Source organism: Streptomyces sp. NPDC048424, from assembly GCF_040651555.1.
In the GTDB taxonomy this organism is placed as follows: domain Bacteria; phylum Actinomycetota; class Actinomycetes; order Streptomycetales; family Streptomycetaceae; genus Streptomyces.
On the sequence record NZ_JBEZKE010000050.1, the window covers coordinates 16178 to 32066 of the forward strand.

Sequence of the window (15889 nt, forward strand, 5' to 3'; positions counted from 1 at the left end):
TGGGGGGACATCGTGAGCCCCGGCGGGCCCGGCCCGACCTGTTTGTCAGTGGGCGGCTCTACCCTGCGGCCATGACACCGCCCGGATTCAAGTACGCCTACCTCCAGCCTCTGTTCGCGGACATCGAGCGCCTGCGAGGGAAGGGTGCATACCGGCAGCTGCCGGCGCCGCGGCCATCGAGCAGCCTGGCCACGGACGACGCCCCGCTGGGCCCGTACGACGCATCCACGCTGATCCGTAACTCGTTCACCGCGGCAGTCGCGCACGCGGACGCGCTGCGCAGGATCGTGCTGCACGGCGAAGTGGACCCGTCGAGCCCGTGGACCCTCATGCGAGGCACGCTGGAGAACCTCGCGACCGCTACCTGGCTCCTCGGGGGCAACGATCGTGCCGAGCGTCGCCACCGGACCCTGCGCCTGTGGCGAGAGGACATGAGAAACCGTGCTCAGCACGAGGAAGACACCAACCACGTGCCAGGCGCTGGTGGCAAGACGGGACGCGAACGCGTTCAGGACATCGACGACCTGGCCTCGTCCTTGGGCATCCAGGGCAGACTCGCCAAGCCGGAAGCGGGGAAACTGATAGCGGAAGCCGCCAGCGGCATTGGCCTCCAGCCCCGCCAGGTCAGCGCCGCCTGGCGAGCCGCGTCAGGATTCGCTCACGGCCGCTACTGGCCCAACCTCCGCGCCTCCATGCTGCGCGACGCCGCACCCGGAGGCCCCGACCATGTGCTCATGGCGCTGGTCATCGACGAGAGCCAGCACCGGCCGCTCACCCAGCACACCCACGCTTTCCTGAAACACGTCCAGAGCAGGTACACAATGCGGGCCACAGCCCACTGACGCACTGAGTAGGACAGCACCGCCTCCACACAGTCAGCCGCCCCGTACTCACTCCGTCGCCCAGGTGCTCGCGCTGCTCGGCGTTCAGACCGTAGCGTCGGCTGCGGGTGTCAGCCGGACCGCCGTCCCGTCCGGCAACTCCTCGCTGTGGGCACGCGGGACGATGACGCGGCCTTCCCCGCGCCTTGTACTGCTGCAGGGCCTCAAGACCCTTCTGGAAGGCCGTGCCGCCTGTGCGTTGCCCGGTCGCCGTGGCCGTTTTCGCCGCCGTCTTACGCACCCGTACGGCCTTCTTCACGCCGAGTTCGCCGAGTCGGCGTTGCTGTTCCTCGTTGAGCAGGTCCCAGTTCTGGCGTTGGGTGGTGAGCCACCGTCCGATGTCGTCGCCGTGTCGGGTCACCCCGGGGACGATCGCGGCCGGGCGGGCGCCTTCGGCGAGGAGTTGGGTGAGGTAGGTGTAGTGCCGTTGCCAGTCGACCGTCCACCCCAGCGTCCCCGGGTTCCAGTCGGGGTCGGTCGCGGTGAGCGCGGCGGCTCGCCGCTGCGCGCGGTCGGGGTCTTTGCCGAGTCCGCCGGGGCGGCGGATGTTCGTGAGGTACTGGCCGCCGGAGCCGTGGCGGGTCCGGCGGCCTGCAGCGCGGTGGGTTGGGTCAGAGGTCGGGGCCGGAGCTCCACTTGTGGTTGGCCCACCCCGGGGAGTAGTCGACCCAGGAGTACTGGACGTCGGGGTCGGTAGCCGGAGGGGAACCTGCGCTACCTCCTCCAAGGAAAGACCCGGGATAGTCCCAGGGGACTTCCCATACCTGTCCGTCGACCCATTTGCCGCGGGTGACGTGGTTGACGGGGCGGGTGGTGTCGTCGTCGGCGGTGATGCTCGTGGGCGCGGCGTATGCGGTGGAAGACAGTGAGGCGCCCGCGGCGGCCAGGAGGGTGGCGGTTATTGCGGTGAGGAGTCGGGTCCTGGTGGCGGTCATGGGGTGGGACTCCTTGGGTGACGGGGTACGGACGCGGTCTGGGGGCCTGCATCGTTTCGGGTGTCGTCCTGGGATCCATTGAGCCCCGCACGGGTGTCCTGGGTCACGGCACGGGATGTCGGGGCTTGACAGTGCTGTCGGACCTGGATCCGTCACTGACCGTGAGTGGGCATTGTGTGTCCCATGGGATGCCTGCCGTGTGTAGGGGGTCTGTACCTGGGGATGCAGCCGAACCGCCGGGCCACCGCCGGTTAGGTCTCCTGTCAGCCGCCTTGAGCCATATCGAGACCCGCACAATGGCCTCGACGGCCCTTCGATCTTGCGCCTGCGGGGAGAGGAGGCTGTGCTGGAACTCTTCGCCGAGCAGGGACCGGACCACGGGATCAGCTCAAGCACCTTCGTACGAGGCATCCGCGGGCGGCATAAGGGGTGAGGTCTGCCCGTCGGCCCGAGCCCAGTGGACGCCGAGCTCGGCGAGCGCGGCGAGCTGCGCCTGGTCGAGTCGGTCGCGGCGGGCTTTCTGGTTGCCGAGCCAGATGCCCACCCGGTGAGGACCATCCGGGAGATGCTCGATGTGTGCCCGCCCGGGCAGGGCGCCTTCCCGTGCGGTGTACTGCTGGAGGGCCTCAAGGCCTTTCTGGAATGCCTCCCCGCCGGCGCGCGGCCCGGGCGCCGTAGCCGTTTTCGCCGCCGTCTTGCGGGCGGGTGGGGTCTTTGTCACGCCGAGTTCGGCGAGTCGGCGTTGCTGTTCCTCGTTGAGCCGGTTCCAGCCGCGGCGTTGGGTGGCGAGCCACCGGCCGATGTCCTCCCCGTGTCGGGTCACCCCGGGCACGACGTCGTTGAGCCGGGCGCCGCACGCGAGGATCTGCCCCAGGTAGGTGTAGTGGCGTTGCCAGTCGACCGTCCACCCACCCTCGCGGGGGTTCCAGTCGGGGTCGATCGCGGCGAGCGCCGCTGCTCGCCGCTGCGCGCGTGCGGGGTCCTTGCCCAGCCCGCCCGGGCGGCGCACGTTCGTCAGCCACTGCCCGATCGCGATGTCGAGGATGGTGGCGCCCCGTGGGGCCGCGAGGGTCCCGTGCAGCGAGTGGTAGGCCCGTGCCGCGGCGAGGTTGGTTGCGAACCCGTGGTCGGCGGTGTCCCAGACGATCCCGATTTCTTCCAGCTCGGCGGCCCGCTCGCCGGTCATGGTCCCGGCCCGGTAGGCCCTGCGCTGGTCGGACAGCCACCGCCCCAGGGGGAACGCCCCCTCCGGCTCGACGTGCTCGTAGGGGACGTCTAGATCGCCTTCCCTCTGCCGGTAGCGCAGTGCGGCCTCGGCGCCGCGGCGCCAGTCCTGCCGTTCGGTGTTGATGACCTGGTAGGTGATCCATTTCGCGATGAGCGCCGGGTCCCGAGGGGTCGCGAACCGGAGCAGCAGCCGCGACTCCTCCTCGCCCTCTTCCGGGGCCTTCCCGACCGACACGGAGGGGTTTACGACCCTCTTCTGGTTCTCTTGTGGAATAGCAAGCATTTCCACGGCCTTTTCATCGTGTGCCCGAAGCCCCTCCAATACACGAATGAGTGGCCGGTATGAATTCGACGAAAGCATGTCCTCAGGCTTTTCGTCTTCCCGCAAAAATACGGGCACGATGAGGGTGGCCATCTTCCCTTCGCCGGGCTTCTGCCGCAGGGCCCGGCCGATGGCCTGGACGATGTCGACGGCTGATCCCTTGGGGTCGACTAGGGCTACTGAGTCCACGCTTCTGATGTCGACGCCTTCGCCCAGGACCCGGCAGTTACTGAGTACGGCGCAGCCGGCCCGGCGGCCGAAGTCCGCGAGCACGGCCTGCCGGTGGGTGCCTTCGTGTTCCCCGCAGAGCCATCCCGACCAGACCCGTTCCGGATGCCGGACGGGGTCGACGGCGTGGAGCCGGCGGGCGACGCGGTCGAGCCCTGCGGCGAAGGCCTCGGCCTCGATGGTGCGGTGGTGGAAGGTGATGGTGGTCTGCAGCCTGTGGGCGGCCATGGTCTCCAGGAGCGTGGTCTGCATGGCGGCGAGGCGCTGGCCGCGCAGCTGCTCCTCGTACCGCTCCTCCCCGTTCAGCCGGGCGGGGGTGACGAGCGGGTCGGTGAGTTCGGCGACGACGATCTGATACTTCGACTGTCGGGTATTGCGTCAGGTGGGAGCGATGCGCCTGCCGCGCAGCTCGGCTTCGATCGCTCAACTTAGTCACGCTACTCCCTGACATGCGCGTTTTTCAGGATCTTTGTGGAGCTCATCCCGTCTGATGCAGGATCGGCCCGTCGGACGGGAGAGGTGACCGGTGATGGTCCAGCAGGAGACGGGACTGGCTGGGACAGCGCGCCTGGAGCTGGTCGCGGGAGTGGCGCATCTGCGCCCGCAGGAGGCTCTGTTCGAGGCGATGCTGTGTGGCTGGAAGGCGCAACAGATGGCTCGGGGAGTCAAGAAAGACACCCTGATCGCGCGGGAGCAGACAGTGCGCCGCTTTTCGGCGTTCACGAACGACTTTCCGTGGGCGTGGATGCCTGCCCACATGGACGAGTGGTCGGCGTCGCTGCTGGGAGAGCGCCACCTGGCGCCGTCCACGGTACGGGCCTACCAGTGCGAGCTGAGGCTGTTCAGCGAGTACCTGATCGACCCCCGCTACGGGTGGGCGGTGGAGTGCGAGGAACGGTTCGGCACCCACCCGGTGGCGATCTGCCACGAGTGGAACACCATCGCGCACCTCAACGACTACGAGGGCGACCCCGAGGCACGCCCGTTCACCCGCGAGGAGCTGCAGCAGTTCCTGGACTACGCGGACGGCCAAGTGGAGCGGGCCGTGCGGGCCAGACGCAAGGGCGCTCTTGCGGCCTACCGGGATGCCACCCTTTTCAAAGTCATCTATGGGTGGGGTCTTCGCCGTGGTGAGGCCGCCCGGTTGGATCTGGCGGACTTCGGCCGTAACCCCGCCGCCCCCGCGTTCGGCCGGTTCGGTACTCTCAACGTCCGCTACGGCAAAGCCAAACGCGGCCAGCCCCCACGACGCCGCAACGTGCTGTCGGTGATGGACTGGGCGGTGGAGGCGGTGGCCGACTACGTCGACAACGTCCGGCCCCGGTTCGGCTGCGCGGACCATCCCGCCTTGTGGGTGACCGAACGCGGCGGACGGATCAAACCTCCGGAGATCAACGCCCGGTTCGTCGCCTACCGCCAGGCCCTCGGCCTGCCCGAGGCACTGGTGCCGCACTCCCTGCGGCACTCCTACGTCACCCACCTGACCGAAGACGGCGTGGACCGGCGGTTCATCCAGCAGCAGGTCGGCCACGAGTGCGACACCTCCACAGCCATCTACACCCACGTCAGCGACGACTTCATGAACGCGGCCCTGGCCCGTGCGCTGGCTCCGGCCTTCGACGCACGGCCGGCAGCGGGGGAGTGAAGCGGATGAGAAACCTCGACTACCGCTGGCGCCTGCGCCAGGTCATGGCCAACCGCGGCATGTTCTCCACCACCGACCTGCTGCCACCCCTGCAGGAACGAGGCATCACCCTGTCCACCAGCCAGGTCTACCGCCTGGTCGTCGAACGCCCGGAACGGCTGAGCCTGAAGATCCTCATGGCCCTCCTCGACATCCTCGACTGCACCATGGACGACTTGATCGAACCGGTGGCCACCCAGACAGAAGCACGCAAACCGAAAACCGCACAGGCAGGCGGCGACCACACAAAGAGCACCCTGGGAAGCCTGCGCCCCCGACGGGCCCGGATCACCGAGGCGGGGCCGTGACCGGAATCGGCACCAACGCCGACCCTGACCACGATCCCGCCGCTCTGACAGTCGACCTGGTCTGCCGGATCGAGCAGCACCTGTCCCGCGACGAGATCCACCGCATCGTGACCGGCCTGACCCGCGACCGCGCCAAGCAGCGCCGCCTGGCGCGGGCCCTCGCAGCCGACCCCGGTCTGCTCACCACGGGGCGTCCGCCTGCACCGCGCGCCGTCGCCGAGCTGCTGGTCGCCTTACGTGCTGCCGGAGCCCAAGCCATCGCCGCACCCCGCTGTGACCGCTGTGACCGCCCTCAGAACGGGCTACGGCGATGGGCAAGCAGCTCCTTTCGCTGCACGACCTGTACCGCCCGGCACGGAACCTGCGCCGGATGCGGCCGCCACCGTCGGCTGCCGTACCGCGACGGCCAGAGCCAGCCACACTGCAAGGGCTGCCGCCTCCCGGACACACACTCCGTCGAAGAACTGATCCTGCTGCTCACAGCCCTGGATCCGGCCCTGACCCGGACCAGTGCGCTGAAGGCACTGACCCGCGCTGCGGCCCTGCCCCGCACCCGGCAGCGGCTGGCCCGCCAGATCCTCGATCAGCCCGACCTACTGACCAAGAACGCCCACCAGGCACCATCCCCGGCCGTCTTGCGGCTCATCGACGAGCTCACCAGCGTGGGCGCCTCCCAGGTGGCCAAACCCCTCTGCCCGCGATGCAACCGGCTGCTCCCGCTGACGGCAGTGCACCAGGGGGTGCGGATCTGCCGGACCTGCTACGGCCGCGCGAGAGCCACCGCGTGCGCGCGCTGCGGGGCCCTGCGAGACCCCGCCACACGCGACAGTGACGGGGCTCCGATCTGCTCGCCCTGCCTGCAACGCGACCCGATCAACCACGAACAGTGCTGCGGCTGCGGACGCCGACGCCAGGTTGCAGCCCGCCGCTCCGACGGCCCCTACTGCAGCAACTGCCGCCCCCGCCAGCACATCACCTGCTCGATCTGCGAACGCACACGGCCAGGATGGATCTCCCCGACCACAGGAAAACCCTGGTGCGATGCCTGCGAGAAGCGCTGGGCGGTCTGCACCCGCTGCTCCACCGTCGCCCCGGTCCGCGGCGGCTCCACCACCACCCCGCTGTGCGCCCAGTGCGTCAACCCAGACCCACAATTCTGGAAACGCTGCACGACCTGCAAGGCCCCCTGGCAGCTGACCGCCCGCCCCTGCACGTACTGCCTCCTGGACCAGCGTCTGCGCGCACACCTCACAGCCCCCAACGGCCAGCTTTCCGACTACGTGACCCCGCTGCACACCGCGCTGACAGGTCACGGCCGGCCCGACACCACCCTGGCCTGGCTCGCCCGGCCCCCGGCAGGCACCATCCTGCAGAGCATCGCCACCGCAGGCCGCCCGCTCACCCACGGCCTCCTCGACACCCTGCCCCACGGCAAAGCCGTCGACCATCTACGCGCTGTCCTCGTCGCAGCCCGGGCGCTGCCCGCCCGCGACGAATACCTCGTCCGTCTCGAACAGTGGATCCATCAGACGCTCCAGGACCGCACCGACCCCGAACACCGCCGCATCCTGCACAGCTACGCGATCTGGCACCACCTGCGCCGCCTGCGCAGCCGTCTGCTCGGCACCCCGGCCACCCGCCTGCAGGCCGTCAACGTCCACAGCCACATCACCGCTGCCATGAACTTCCTCGACTGGCTACATGAGCACGACCTGACCCTCGCCATCTGCACGCAGGCCGACCTCGAGGCCCAGATCACCGACCCGCACTCCACCTACCCCCGCGAGACCAGCCACTTCATCCGCTGGGCAGTCACCCACCGACACGCTCAAAACTTGACCTACCACGCCGTCGCCTGGCCCGGCCCCACTACCGCCCTGGACACCGAACGACGGTGGGCACAGGCCCGCAGGCTCCTGCACGACGGCACCATCCCCACCGCCGACCGCGTGGCAGGACTCCTCGTGCTGCTGTACGCCCAGCGCCCCGCTGCCATCTGCCGGCTCACCACCGCCCACGTGCTCTCCACAGACAGATCCACCCAAATCCGCTGCGGCCGCAAACCCATCACCCTCCCTGAGCCCATCGCCGGCCTCGTCCGCGAACTGACCGCCACCCGCCACCGCGGCCGCAACAAGGACAGCTCCACCGCCGCCGACACCCCCTGGCTGTTCCCGGGAATCCGCCCAGGCACCCCACTCGACTTCGCCGGCCTCGACGAACGACTGAAAAAGATCGGCCTGCGCCCACGAGCCGACCGCTCCACAGCCCTGTTCGCACTCGCCGGTGAACTGCCTGCCGCCCTCCTCGCCACGCTCCTCGGAGTCACCACAGACACCGCAGTGACCTGGCAGCAGATCGCTGCCGGCGACTGGACCGCCTACGCCGCGGACGCAGCCCGCCGTCGGCGCACACCCTCGCAGCCCAGCTGACTCCTATGGTGCAGTCGGATATTGCAAGCCTCCGAATGCCCAGGCTGAGGACGGATTACGCCCATCCCTAACTGTTAGCACTCTCCGGACTGAGCTCGAGTGCTGGTCCGTGGAGGGCTGATGGAGACAGGCAAGGAGCCCCGGGAATCCCGCTGCCTCGGGCGCGCTACTGAAGTCCACAGACGGCCTGTACGCCATGGCCACGTCCCTAGAGCGACTGGCTCCGCGCACGGGCACGGCCGAACTTCGGCCCTCACCTCGCACACCACGCAGCGGCAAGATCACGAGTCGGAGAACCGCAGCATGAGTAGAAATACCGGGTGAGCCCGGGCACGTGCCTCTAGCGTGGTCCGGCCGGCGCTTGCCGGCTTGTACCGGCTGCACTGGAGTACCGATGGCTCTGCCCGCACGGCTCACCGCCGCCCTGGGACAACATCCTGACGGCCTCACTGAGGACGACCTGAAGAAGGCGGTCGATAACCAGATACCCGAGGGCGTCGACCTCGACTGGAAGAAGGACTTCTACCAGGGCACCGACGCGGGCAAGAAGGAGCTCGCGAAGGACGTGTGTGCCATGGCCAACACCGTTGGTGGCTTGATCGTCATCGGCGTCGACGACGGCAAGCAGGACTACGCCCACGCCCTGGCCCCTGCCGAGCCGGCCCCCGGCCGCGGCGAGGAATGGATTCGCTCCGTCCTCGCCAACTGGATACAGCCCGTCGTCCCCAACGTCGACGTGCGCTCTCTGAAATCCGCCGACGAGGGCAAGGTCTACTGGCTGATCACCCTGCCTCCGAGCACGCAGGCTCCGCACGCGGTTGCGGCCCCAGGCAACGACTACAACTTCCGCGTGCATGTCAGGCACGGCACCACCACGCGCACCCTCGCCGAATCCGAGATCGCTCAGCGCTACCGTGACCGCTTCCACGCCGCATCCTCGGACATCGACCGCCTGCACGATGTCTTCACCGCAGGCCTGCGGTGCCTGACCACCCACGTGACGGCCGAAGTGCCCGCCGGCGGTAACCGCGCCTCCTGGTATCCGGTCTGGGCCACCGTCACCGCGGTCCCTGCAGTCCGCGGCAACTGCTCCCTGACGACCCAGGCGGAGCGCACCGCAGCTCTCGAGCGCTTCTCCACGCTCGCCGGCCAGGCGGTGACCAACAGTATGCAGCCAGACCACCCTGCTCTCGTCGGGCGTCGCCAGGTCCGCTTCGAGGGGATCCCCACCGGTCAGCTCCATCAGGACGGCTCCATCTGCGCTGCGTTGCCACTGGAAATTCGGGCGGCACCTCACGACCCCGACGGCCCCAAAAAGCTGTACCAGCGAGGCCTCGAGCTTGCGCTGGTGGCCCAGGTACAGGCGGCTGCGGCCTGGGCTGCAGAGACCGGCGCGGCGGGCGATCTGCTGCTCTCAGCAGCACTTCACTGCTTCGACGACGATCTCGGCTCCTTGCGTCTCGTTGTCTCGCAGAGCGCATTCCAGCACGGCCCCGCCGGACCTCTGCCGGCGACGCCCGCCCAGACCACGGCGGCCCTGGCCGCCATCACCACCGACAAGAAGGAGGCCGTCATCGCGGCCTACTCCCTCGTATCCGATCTCTTGGCCGACATGGGAGCCCATCAGCCCCACGTCCTTACCCCCGACGGGGACATTCGACTGGACCGTCTCGAGGACTACCGCAGCACACTCACAGGCTGGGACGCGAAGTAGGAGCGGTAGCCGCTTACCGGCAGCTCAGCGAAGCTCCCCAGATCGCCTTGGTGCCTTCGCCGAGCTGCCGACCCAATGACCTTGAAGGACACGGTTCGAGCGGCAACATGGCATGCACCGCAAGGCGGAGATGCTCCCATCGATAGCCGTTGACCCCGTCGCGCGGGGCGCCCGCCATCGTGCTCGCGTGGATCGGGTGTCGGAGTGCTCCGGCATGATGATTCGGACAGAGCGGTCGACGATGGCGAGGCGCGTGCTCATGAGACTGGAACTGGACCGTGATTGGGTCGTGGGCGAGCCCATCGGCGAGCGTGGCGGCTTCGGCGCCGTCTACGCGGCACAGGACGCCGACGGCTTGCCCGCCGCGGTGAAGCTGATACCGAAGCGGCCCGGTGCCGAGCGGGAGCTGCTGTTCACCGAACTCGACGGCGTGCGCAACGTCGTTCCGATCCTCGACAACGGTGAGCACGAGGACCACTGGGTGCTTGTCATGCCCCGGGCGGAGAAGTCCCTGCGGGCGCACCTGCAGCAGCACGGAACCCTCGCCCTGGCCGAGGCCGTGCGTGTCCTGACGGACATTGCCGAGACCTTGACCGACCTCGACGGCCGGGTCGTCCACCGCGACCTCAAGCCGGAGAACGTCCTGCTCCTCAACGGGCATTGGTGTCTGGCCGACTTCGGTATCGCTCGCTACGCCGAAGCAACCACAGCCCAGCACACCTACAAGGGCGGGGGAACCCTCCCATACATGGCACCCGAATGCTGGAAGTACCAGCGAGCCACCGGCGCGACCGACATCTATGCCCTGGGCGTCCTTGCCTACGAGCTCCTGGAGGGGACCACACCCTTCACCGGACCAGCCGAGCACGACTACCAAGAGCAGCACCTGCACGGCACACCACCGCCGCTTGCCACCGCACCTGCTCTACTCGCTGCACTGATCACCGAATGTCTCTTCCGTGCCCCCCAGAGCCGCCCCGCGGCCGGCAACGTGCTGGAGAGACTGCACCGCATCCCGACCGCATCCCTGTCAGGCGGGCCGGCCGCACTGGCAGAGGCGAACCGGGCCGAAGCTGCACGCCGCTCTGAAGCCGACCGCCAAGCGTCAGCGGAAGCGACCGAAGCCGAGCGGCGCCGGGACCTTCTGGAAGCCGCCCGCACATCGCTCACCCTCATCTCCGACCAGCTGCTGACGACGATCACGAACATTGCCTCGACGGCTGAGGTGCGTAGGGGCAACCAGGGAGGCTGGACCGTCCGACTGTCCAGCGCCCAGTTGACCTTTACCGGGGCCAAGGAGACCAACCCCAGCCTCTGGAACACCGAGACGATGGCGCCGTTCGACGTGATCGCCCACGCGACTATCCAGCTCAAGATCCCGCAGAACCGGCTCGGCTACGAGGGGCGCAGCCACTCTCTCTGGTACGCGGACGCCAAGACGGCCGAGCGATACCAGTGGTTCGAGACGGCCTTCATGGCGACACCGCTGCGCAGCGTGATGTCGACGATGGACCCGTTCGTCCTCGACCCCCACCACGAGGCTCGCGGGGCGGTCGGCCCTGGCATGGCCATGCACCAGGTGGCCTGGCCCTTCACCCCTCTCTCGATCGGCGATCTGGACGAGTTCATCGACAGGTGGACGAGCTGGCTGGCCAAGGCGGCCAGTGGAGAGCTCGGGCACCCCAGCCGCATGCCTGAGCGCGACCCGCACGGATCCTGGAGGAAGTGATGCATTCGAACACGGCGCCCCATCGGCTGGAGCGGGCGCCGTTCTCACGGTCATCGTCTGGACGGACTGCGCTCGGCAGCGGCCCGCACGGGACAGGCCCCGGTGACGGGACGCAGTACAGCCGGGACTGCCTATTCGGCCTCTTTTCGTTGTTGCGCTTCTAGCGGGTGAACGCGGTCTGGAGGAGCGTCCTGACCAGCTTCTTGGTCTCCGCGGGCGGGGCCCCGGCACCATCCAGTTCGTCACGCCTGACCGGCAGGCGGCCAGATTCCGTCGATGAGCCACGGCCTAGCCACAGCCTCCAGCTCCTGCGAAAACCTGTCCCCACCGCCGACCGCCATGTGCTGCGCCCACTGCCTCGTCGCGCCCGCGGCCCAGTCCGCCAACTGGAGTTGCTGGTGCGTCTCACTATCAGCGAATTCGATCCCGAGGACCGGCAGCTGCCGACTGAACTTGCCCGGCCGGGCGGGGTCCGGGAAGAAGTGCACCGTCCGCAGCAGGACGGCGTTCCGGTCGATCACCTTCGACTGGTCGTGGACGAGACGGAAGTGCCGACCAAGGCTCTCTCCGAAGCCGAGCCCCAGGCAGTACAAGGCGGTGACAGCCGGGTCGATTTCGTCCTTGTGGTGGCCAGCCGCGAAGCGCGTCGCCGTCTCGTCGGCGATGTCACGGCACCGCTCCAGCTCGTCGACGAACCGCAGGAAGCCCGTGTGCTGCACGGAGGCCTTGAGGGCAGCGATGGCCTCGAACAGGTCATCGGTCGCGACGCGCCCACGCACCCAGTCGACGAAGATCTGGAGCAGCCGCTCGTAGGCGCCCGCGTCTCCCAACACCGGGCCGCCGAGGTACAGCGCCTCGGCGAAGCGCAGCGACTGCTTGCCCTCGTACAGGTTGATCCCGTTGGCGTATGCCCGCGGTTCCACCAGCAGATCGACCAGCTTGGTGATCACCATGAACCGCTTATGCACCAAGTACGTCTGCACGCTCCCCTCGGGTAGCCGAGAGAACGCCCGCATCAGAGCCTTCCGCCCGCCCGAGGAGCCCGCGAGGGAGCTGTACTTCGGTTCCTTCACGTTGGCAGGAAGCTGGGCGCGGACCTCGTCGACGATGGCGTCGGCGAGGTCGTCGGGCAGGTGAACCCCGGCCACCGTGAATACGGGCTGATGCACGTCAAGGAGGTTCTGGCCCGAGTTGGCCGACTCGTCGACGTAGACGACAGCGGCCTCAGGAGGCGACGAAGAGGACATGTGTGAAGGATGCCCGCCAACATCGGGGCGGGGCCATTGCGTTTCGACGGCCGCGAGGGCAGGCACCCCGGCGAGAGTACGGACAGGAGTTGACCCGGACCACCGGCATCGCGCCCCGCGCCTACGCGTGGGTGGGGTCAGCGCCGGTGGTCAGGAAGCCCACTCCAGCCCGAGGGCGGCTAGTGCGGCGAGCTGCTCGGGGGTGAGCTTGGCGCGGCGGGTCTTGATGTTGGAGAGGAATACGCCGAGCTTCACGGCGTGCTCCTGGCCGTCAACGGCGACGGTTTCTACGTGGCTCCTGGGGACCGTGAGAGAGCCCGTACGGGTCTTGTACTGCGCCAGGGCCGCGGTGCCCCGCTCGAAGGCCCCAGAACCGCCCGTGCGGGCCTTTGCGGGGGCTTCCTGCCCCGGCGGTAGGGGCTGGATGCCGAGTCGTCCCAGGCGTTCGCGCTGTTCGTCCATGAGCCTTGCCCACACCGTGTGCTGGCACTGTTTCTGGAGCCATCGTCCGATGTCCATGCCATGGACGGTGACACCCGGCTCGATGCGTGCGGGGGCGGTCTCCTCGGCGAGCATCTCCCGCACCGCGGCGTAGTGGCGCTGCCAGTCCGGGGCCCATGCCGGGTTCCATTCGGGGTCGATCGCGGCGAGCGCGGCTTCCCGTTCGGGGTGGCCGACCAGCGCGCCGGGGCGGCGCAGATTCGAAATCCACTGTCCCAACGGCCGGTCGAGCGCTGTTGCGGTGCGGGGGCAGCAGAGGGTCCAGTGCTGTTGGTAGTAGACGCGCGCCGCGGCCAGGTTCTCCTGGAACGCGGCGTCGGCGGCGTCCCACACCATCTCCAGCGCCTCCAGCCGGGCGGCCCGCTTGCCGGTCATCTGCCCGGTACCGTAGGCGCGTCGCTGTTCCGCCACCCACCGCCCGAGGGGGTAGGCCCCCTCCTTGTGGTCGTACGGGACCCGAGCGTGCTGCTCACGCTGTGTGAACTTTTTCAACGCAGAGTAGCCGCGCCACCAATCCTGCTTCTCGACGTCGATCACGTTGAACGACACCCACTCGGCGACCATCACCGGGTCCCGCGGGGCGGCGAAACGGAGCAGCAGCCGTGATTCCTCCTTGCCTTCCTCGGGTGCCTCGCCGATATCTGTGGACGGGTCCACGAACCTCTTCCGGGGTTCTTGCGGGATGGCGAGTATCTCGATGGCCTCTTCATCGTGTGCCCGGAGGGCTTGCAATACCTTTACCAGATGGCGGTAACTCGGCGATGTGGGCATTTCCTCGGGTTTTTCGCCGGGCTTGAGGAATACCGGCACGATCAGGGACGCCAGTTTGCCCGCTCCGGGCTTTTGCCGGAGCGCCCGGCCGATGGCCTGGACGATGTCGTGCGGGGCGCCCTTCGGGTCCAGGAGGGCCACGCTGTCCACTGCTCGAATATCGACACCTTCACCCAAAACCCGACAATTCGAAAGAATCGCACGGCGGGCAGTCGCGCCGAACTCCCTGAGGACGGACCGGCGCTGCTCGGGGGCGTGTTCCCCGCACAGCCAGTCCGCCCACACCTTGGCGGGGTACTTGACGGGGTCGTCTGCGCGCAGTTTCGCGGCGACGGCCGGCAGGCCTTCGGCGTAGGCCTGGGCGTCGATGGTGCGGTGGTGGAAGGTGATGGTGCTCTGGAGCCCGTACTCGGCCATCGTGCGCAGCAGCGCGGCCTGCAGGGCCGCGATCCGCTGCCCACGGATCTCTTCCCCGTACGCCTCCTTGCCATACAGGCGATCCGGCGTGAGAACGGGGTCCTGGATCTCGGCAATGATCAGCTGGTAGCGGGCAAGGAGCCCCCGGGACACCGCCTCGGCGAGGCTGAGCTTGTAGAGGACCGGCCCGAAAATGGCCTCATCGTCCATGGAAGCCGCCATCTCCTTCGGCAGCGCCTCCCGTACCCCCTCGGACACCTCCCAGTTCGGCCGCTCCTGCCAGATCCGCGGCGTCGCCGTCAGATACAGCCGGCGCGCCGCCGGGATCACGCTCTGCGCGTGGATCTCCGCCCACGCCTTCCCCATCGACCCACTCGTCCGGTGCGCCTCGTCGACTACCGCGAGGTCCATCGGGGCCAGCTGCTGCCCGTAGACGCCCTCGAACGCCTCCGCCAGCACACCCAAGGAGGCGTAGGTGGCGTAGATGGTGACCGGCCCGGTGCCGTGCCACAGGGCGAGCTGCGGCGGACTCGTCGTGCACCGCACCCTCAGGTTCCACAGGTCCGGGTCGTCCTGGAGCGAACAGACCGCAACCGCCGGCCCCCTGTGCCCAGCCGCATGCCACGCCTGCACCGTCTGAGTCAGAAGATCCAGCGTCGACACCAGGACGAGCGTCCGCCCACTCGGCACCATCCGCTGCGCCGCGGAGGCGGCCATGATGGTCTTTCCCGTCCCACACGCGGCAATGACCTGCCCCCGCAGACCATTCGCTGGAATCCCTCCCGGCGGTACATCCAGGCCGCGCACAATGGCGTCAACGGCCTCGACCTGGTGATCACGTAGCTTCACGGTCATTACCGTGCTCTCCTTCTCGAGGAATCCGGCGTGCTTCGGCAGCGATTTCCTCGGAGGCGTGACGCGGGCCCCTGGTGGTGATGCCGTCTGATCCCAGACTCTACACACTACATCATCATGATGCATCCATCTCTGCCGATGGTCCGTCGTGCGGGTGATGCTTCGACAGTTCCGCCCCCTGAACGGGAGTTGTGAGTGTATGATGGCGGGATTCCGTTGGATGTGGCCACACGATCGGCAGAGTCAGGAAGGGGGTTTGGGTAGAGCGCAGCGGAGCCCGTCACTACGATGGGCCGGCCTTCGACCCGGCCGAGGAGCCACCACCCTCCCTCACAGGGTGGTGGCTTCAAATCCCAGACTCTACACACTGCCGCAGATGATGCACCGGCCCCTTGCTGCCAGCCATGGAGGCCCCGCTTGCGGGGACTCCCAGCAATTCGCGCTTGCGCGAATTGCATTCCCTCTGAATTCCGCTTGCGGAATTCAATTCCCGCGCTTGCGCGGGAATCTGGCCGTGCGTCAGCACGGCCGGCCCTCCGCGTGCGGAGGGGCGTCACAATTAGGCAGATAGGAAGAGGGTCGTGGAGGGGAAGAGGGTGGTTATGATGGTGTTTATCTCGGTGGTGGCCGTATAAGAA

The 15889-nt window shown here is 68.2% G+C and carries 11 protein-coding genes; 6 read left to right on the top strand and 5 right to left on the bottom strand.

Going from position 1 to position 15889, the window contains the following annotated elements; all coding sequences use genetic code 11:
• The first annotated feature begins 71 nt into the window (after positions 1–71).
• Positions 72–842: a hypothetical protein gene (locus tag AB0D29_RS36720; RefSeq protein ID WP_362860196.1), complete on the top strand. Its 771-nt coding sequence runs from the start codon at positions 72–74 to the stop codon at positions 840–842.
• Here AB0D29_RS36720 and AB0D29_RS36725 read toward each other — a convergent pair.
• From AB0D29_RS36725 to AB0D29_RS36735, 3 genes are all read right to left on the bottom strand, one after another.
• On the bottom strand, positions 772–1608 hold the full coding sequence (locus AB0D29_RS36725) for a Helicase associated domain protein (RefSeq protein WP_362860197.1): 837 nt from the start codon (positions 1606–1608) through the stop codon (positions 772–774). The genes AB0D29_RS36720 and AB0D29_RS36725 overlap by 71 nt on opposite strands.
• A complete protein-coding gene (locus AB0D29_RS36730) occupies positions 1493–1816 on the bottom strand; it encodes a hypothetical protein (RefSeq protein WP_362860208.1) in 324 nt (107 codons plus the stop codon). The genes AB0D29_RS36725 and AB0D29_RS36730 overlap by 116 nt, the downstream gene beginning before the upstream one ends.
• 388 nt (positions 1817–2204) lie before the next feature.
• On the bottom strand, positions 2205–3845 hold the full coding sequence (locus AB0D29_RS36735) for a Helicase associated domain protein (protein WP_362860198.1): 1641 nt from the start codon (positions 3843–3845) through the stop codon (positions 2205–2207).
• 277 nt (positions 3846–4122) lie between these two features.
• On the opposite strand from AB0D29_RS36735, the gene AB0D29_RS36740 reads away from it, so the two are divergent.
• The 5 genes from AB0D29_RS36740 (at position 4123) to AB0D29_RS36760 (ending at position 11460) form a co-directional block, all read left to right on the top strand.
• Complete coding sequence (locus AB0D29_RS36740) at positions 4123–5238, top strand: tyrosine-type recombinase/integrase (RefSeq protein WP_362860199.1); 1116 nt, start codon at positions 4123–4125, stop codon at positions 5236–5238.
• Positions 5239–5243: 5 nt separating this feature from the next.
• A complete protein-coding gene (locus AB0D29_RS36745) occupies positions 5244–5585 on the top strand; it encodes a helix-turn-helix transcriptional regulator (RefSeq protein ID WP_362860200.1) in 342 nt (113 codons plus the stop codon).
• Complete coding sequence (locus AB0D29_RS36750; RefSeq protein ID WP_362860201.1) at positions 5582–8017, top strand: site-specific integrase; 2436 nt, start codon at positions 5582–5584, stop codon at positions 8015–8017. Before AB0D29_RS36745 ends, AB0D29_RS36750 begins: the two co-directional genes overlap by 4 nt.
• 394 nt (positions 8018–8411) lie before the next feature.
• Entirely contained in the window at positions 8412–9731 is a 1320-nt protein-coding gene (locus AB0D29_RS36755; protein ID WP_362860202.1) for an ATP-binding protein, read from the top strand.
• A gap of 259 nt (positions 9732–9990) precedes the next feature.
• On the top strand, positions 9991–11460 hold the full coding sequence (locus tag AB0D29_RS36760; protein WP_362860203.1) for a serine/threonine-protein kinase: 1470 nt from the start codon (positions 9991–9993) through the stop codon (positions 11458–11460).
• A gap of 242 nt (positions 11461–11702) precedes the next feature.
• Here AB0D29_RS36760 and AB0D29_RS36765 read toward each other — a convergent pair whose 3' ends face one another.
• Both AB0D29_RS36765 and AB0D29_RS36770 read right to left on the bottom strand, forming a co-directional pair.
• Positions 11703–12707, bottom strand: a complete 1005-nt coding sequence (locus AB0D29_RS36765) for a DUF3800 domain-containing protein (protein WP_362860204.1) — start codon at positions 12705–12707, stop codon at positions 11703–11705.
• A gap of 150 nt (positions 12708–12857) precedes the next feature.
• Positions 12858–15251 (bottom strand): Helicase associated domain protein, encoded by a 2394-nt coding sequence (locus tag AB0D29_RS36770; RefSeq protein ID WP_362860205.1) that lies wholly within the window; start codon positions 15249–15251, stop codon positions 12858–12860.
• Positions 15252–15889 lie beyond the last annotated feature (638 nt).

Bases quoted from the DNA above. Each gene is read 5' to 3' on its own strand.
- AB0D29_RS36720 (WP_362860196.1), top strand. From the start codon at position 72: ATGACACCGCCCGGATTCAAGTACGCCTACCTCCAGCCTCTGTTCGCG.
- AB0D29_RS36735 (WP_362860198.1), bottom strand. From the start codon at position 3,845: ATGCAGACCACGCTCCTGGAGACCATGGCCGCCCACAGGCTGCAGACC.
- AB0D29_RS36755 (WP_362860202.1), top strand. From the start codon at position 8,412: ATGGCTCTGCCCGCACGGCTCACCGCCGCCCTGGGACAACATCCTGAC.
- AB0D29_RS36760 (WP_362860203.1), top strand. From the start codon at position 9,991: ATGAGACTGGAACTGGACCGTGATTGGGTCGTGGGCGAGCCCATCGGC.
- AB0D29_RS36730 (WP_362860208.1), bottom strand. From the start codon at position 1,816: ATGACCGCCACCAGGACCCGACTCCTCACCGCAATAACCGCCACCCTC.
- AB0D29_RS36770 (WP_362860205.1), bottom strand. From the start codon at position 15,251: ATGACCGTGAAGCTACGTGATCACCAGGTCGAGGCCGTTGACGCCATT.
- AB0D29_RS36740 (WP_362860199.1), top strand. From the start codon at position 4,123: ATGGTCCAGCAGGAGACGGGACTGGCTGGGACAGCGCGCCTGGAGCTG.
- AB0D29_RS36745 (WP_362860200.1), top strand. From the start codon at position 5,244: ATGAGAAACCTCGACTACCGCTGGCGCCTGCGCCAGGTCATGGCCAAC.
- AB0D29_RS36765 (WP_362860204.1), bottom strand. From the start codon at position 12,707: ATGTCCTCTTCGTCGCCTCCTGAGGCCGCTGTCGTCTACGTCGACGAG.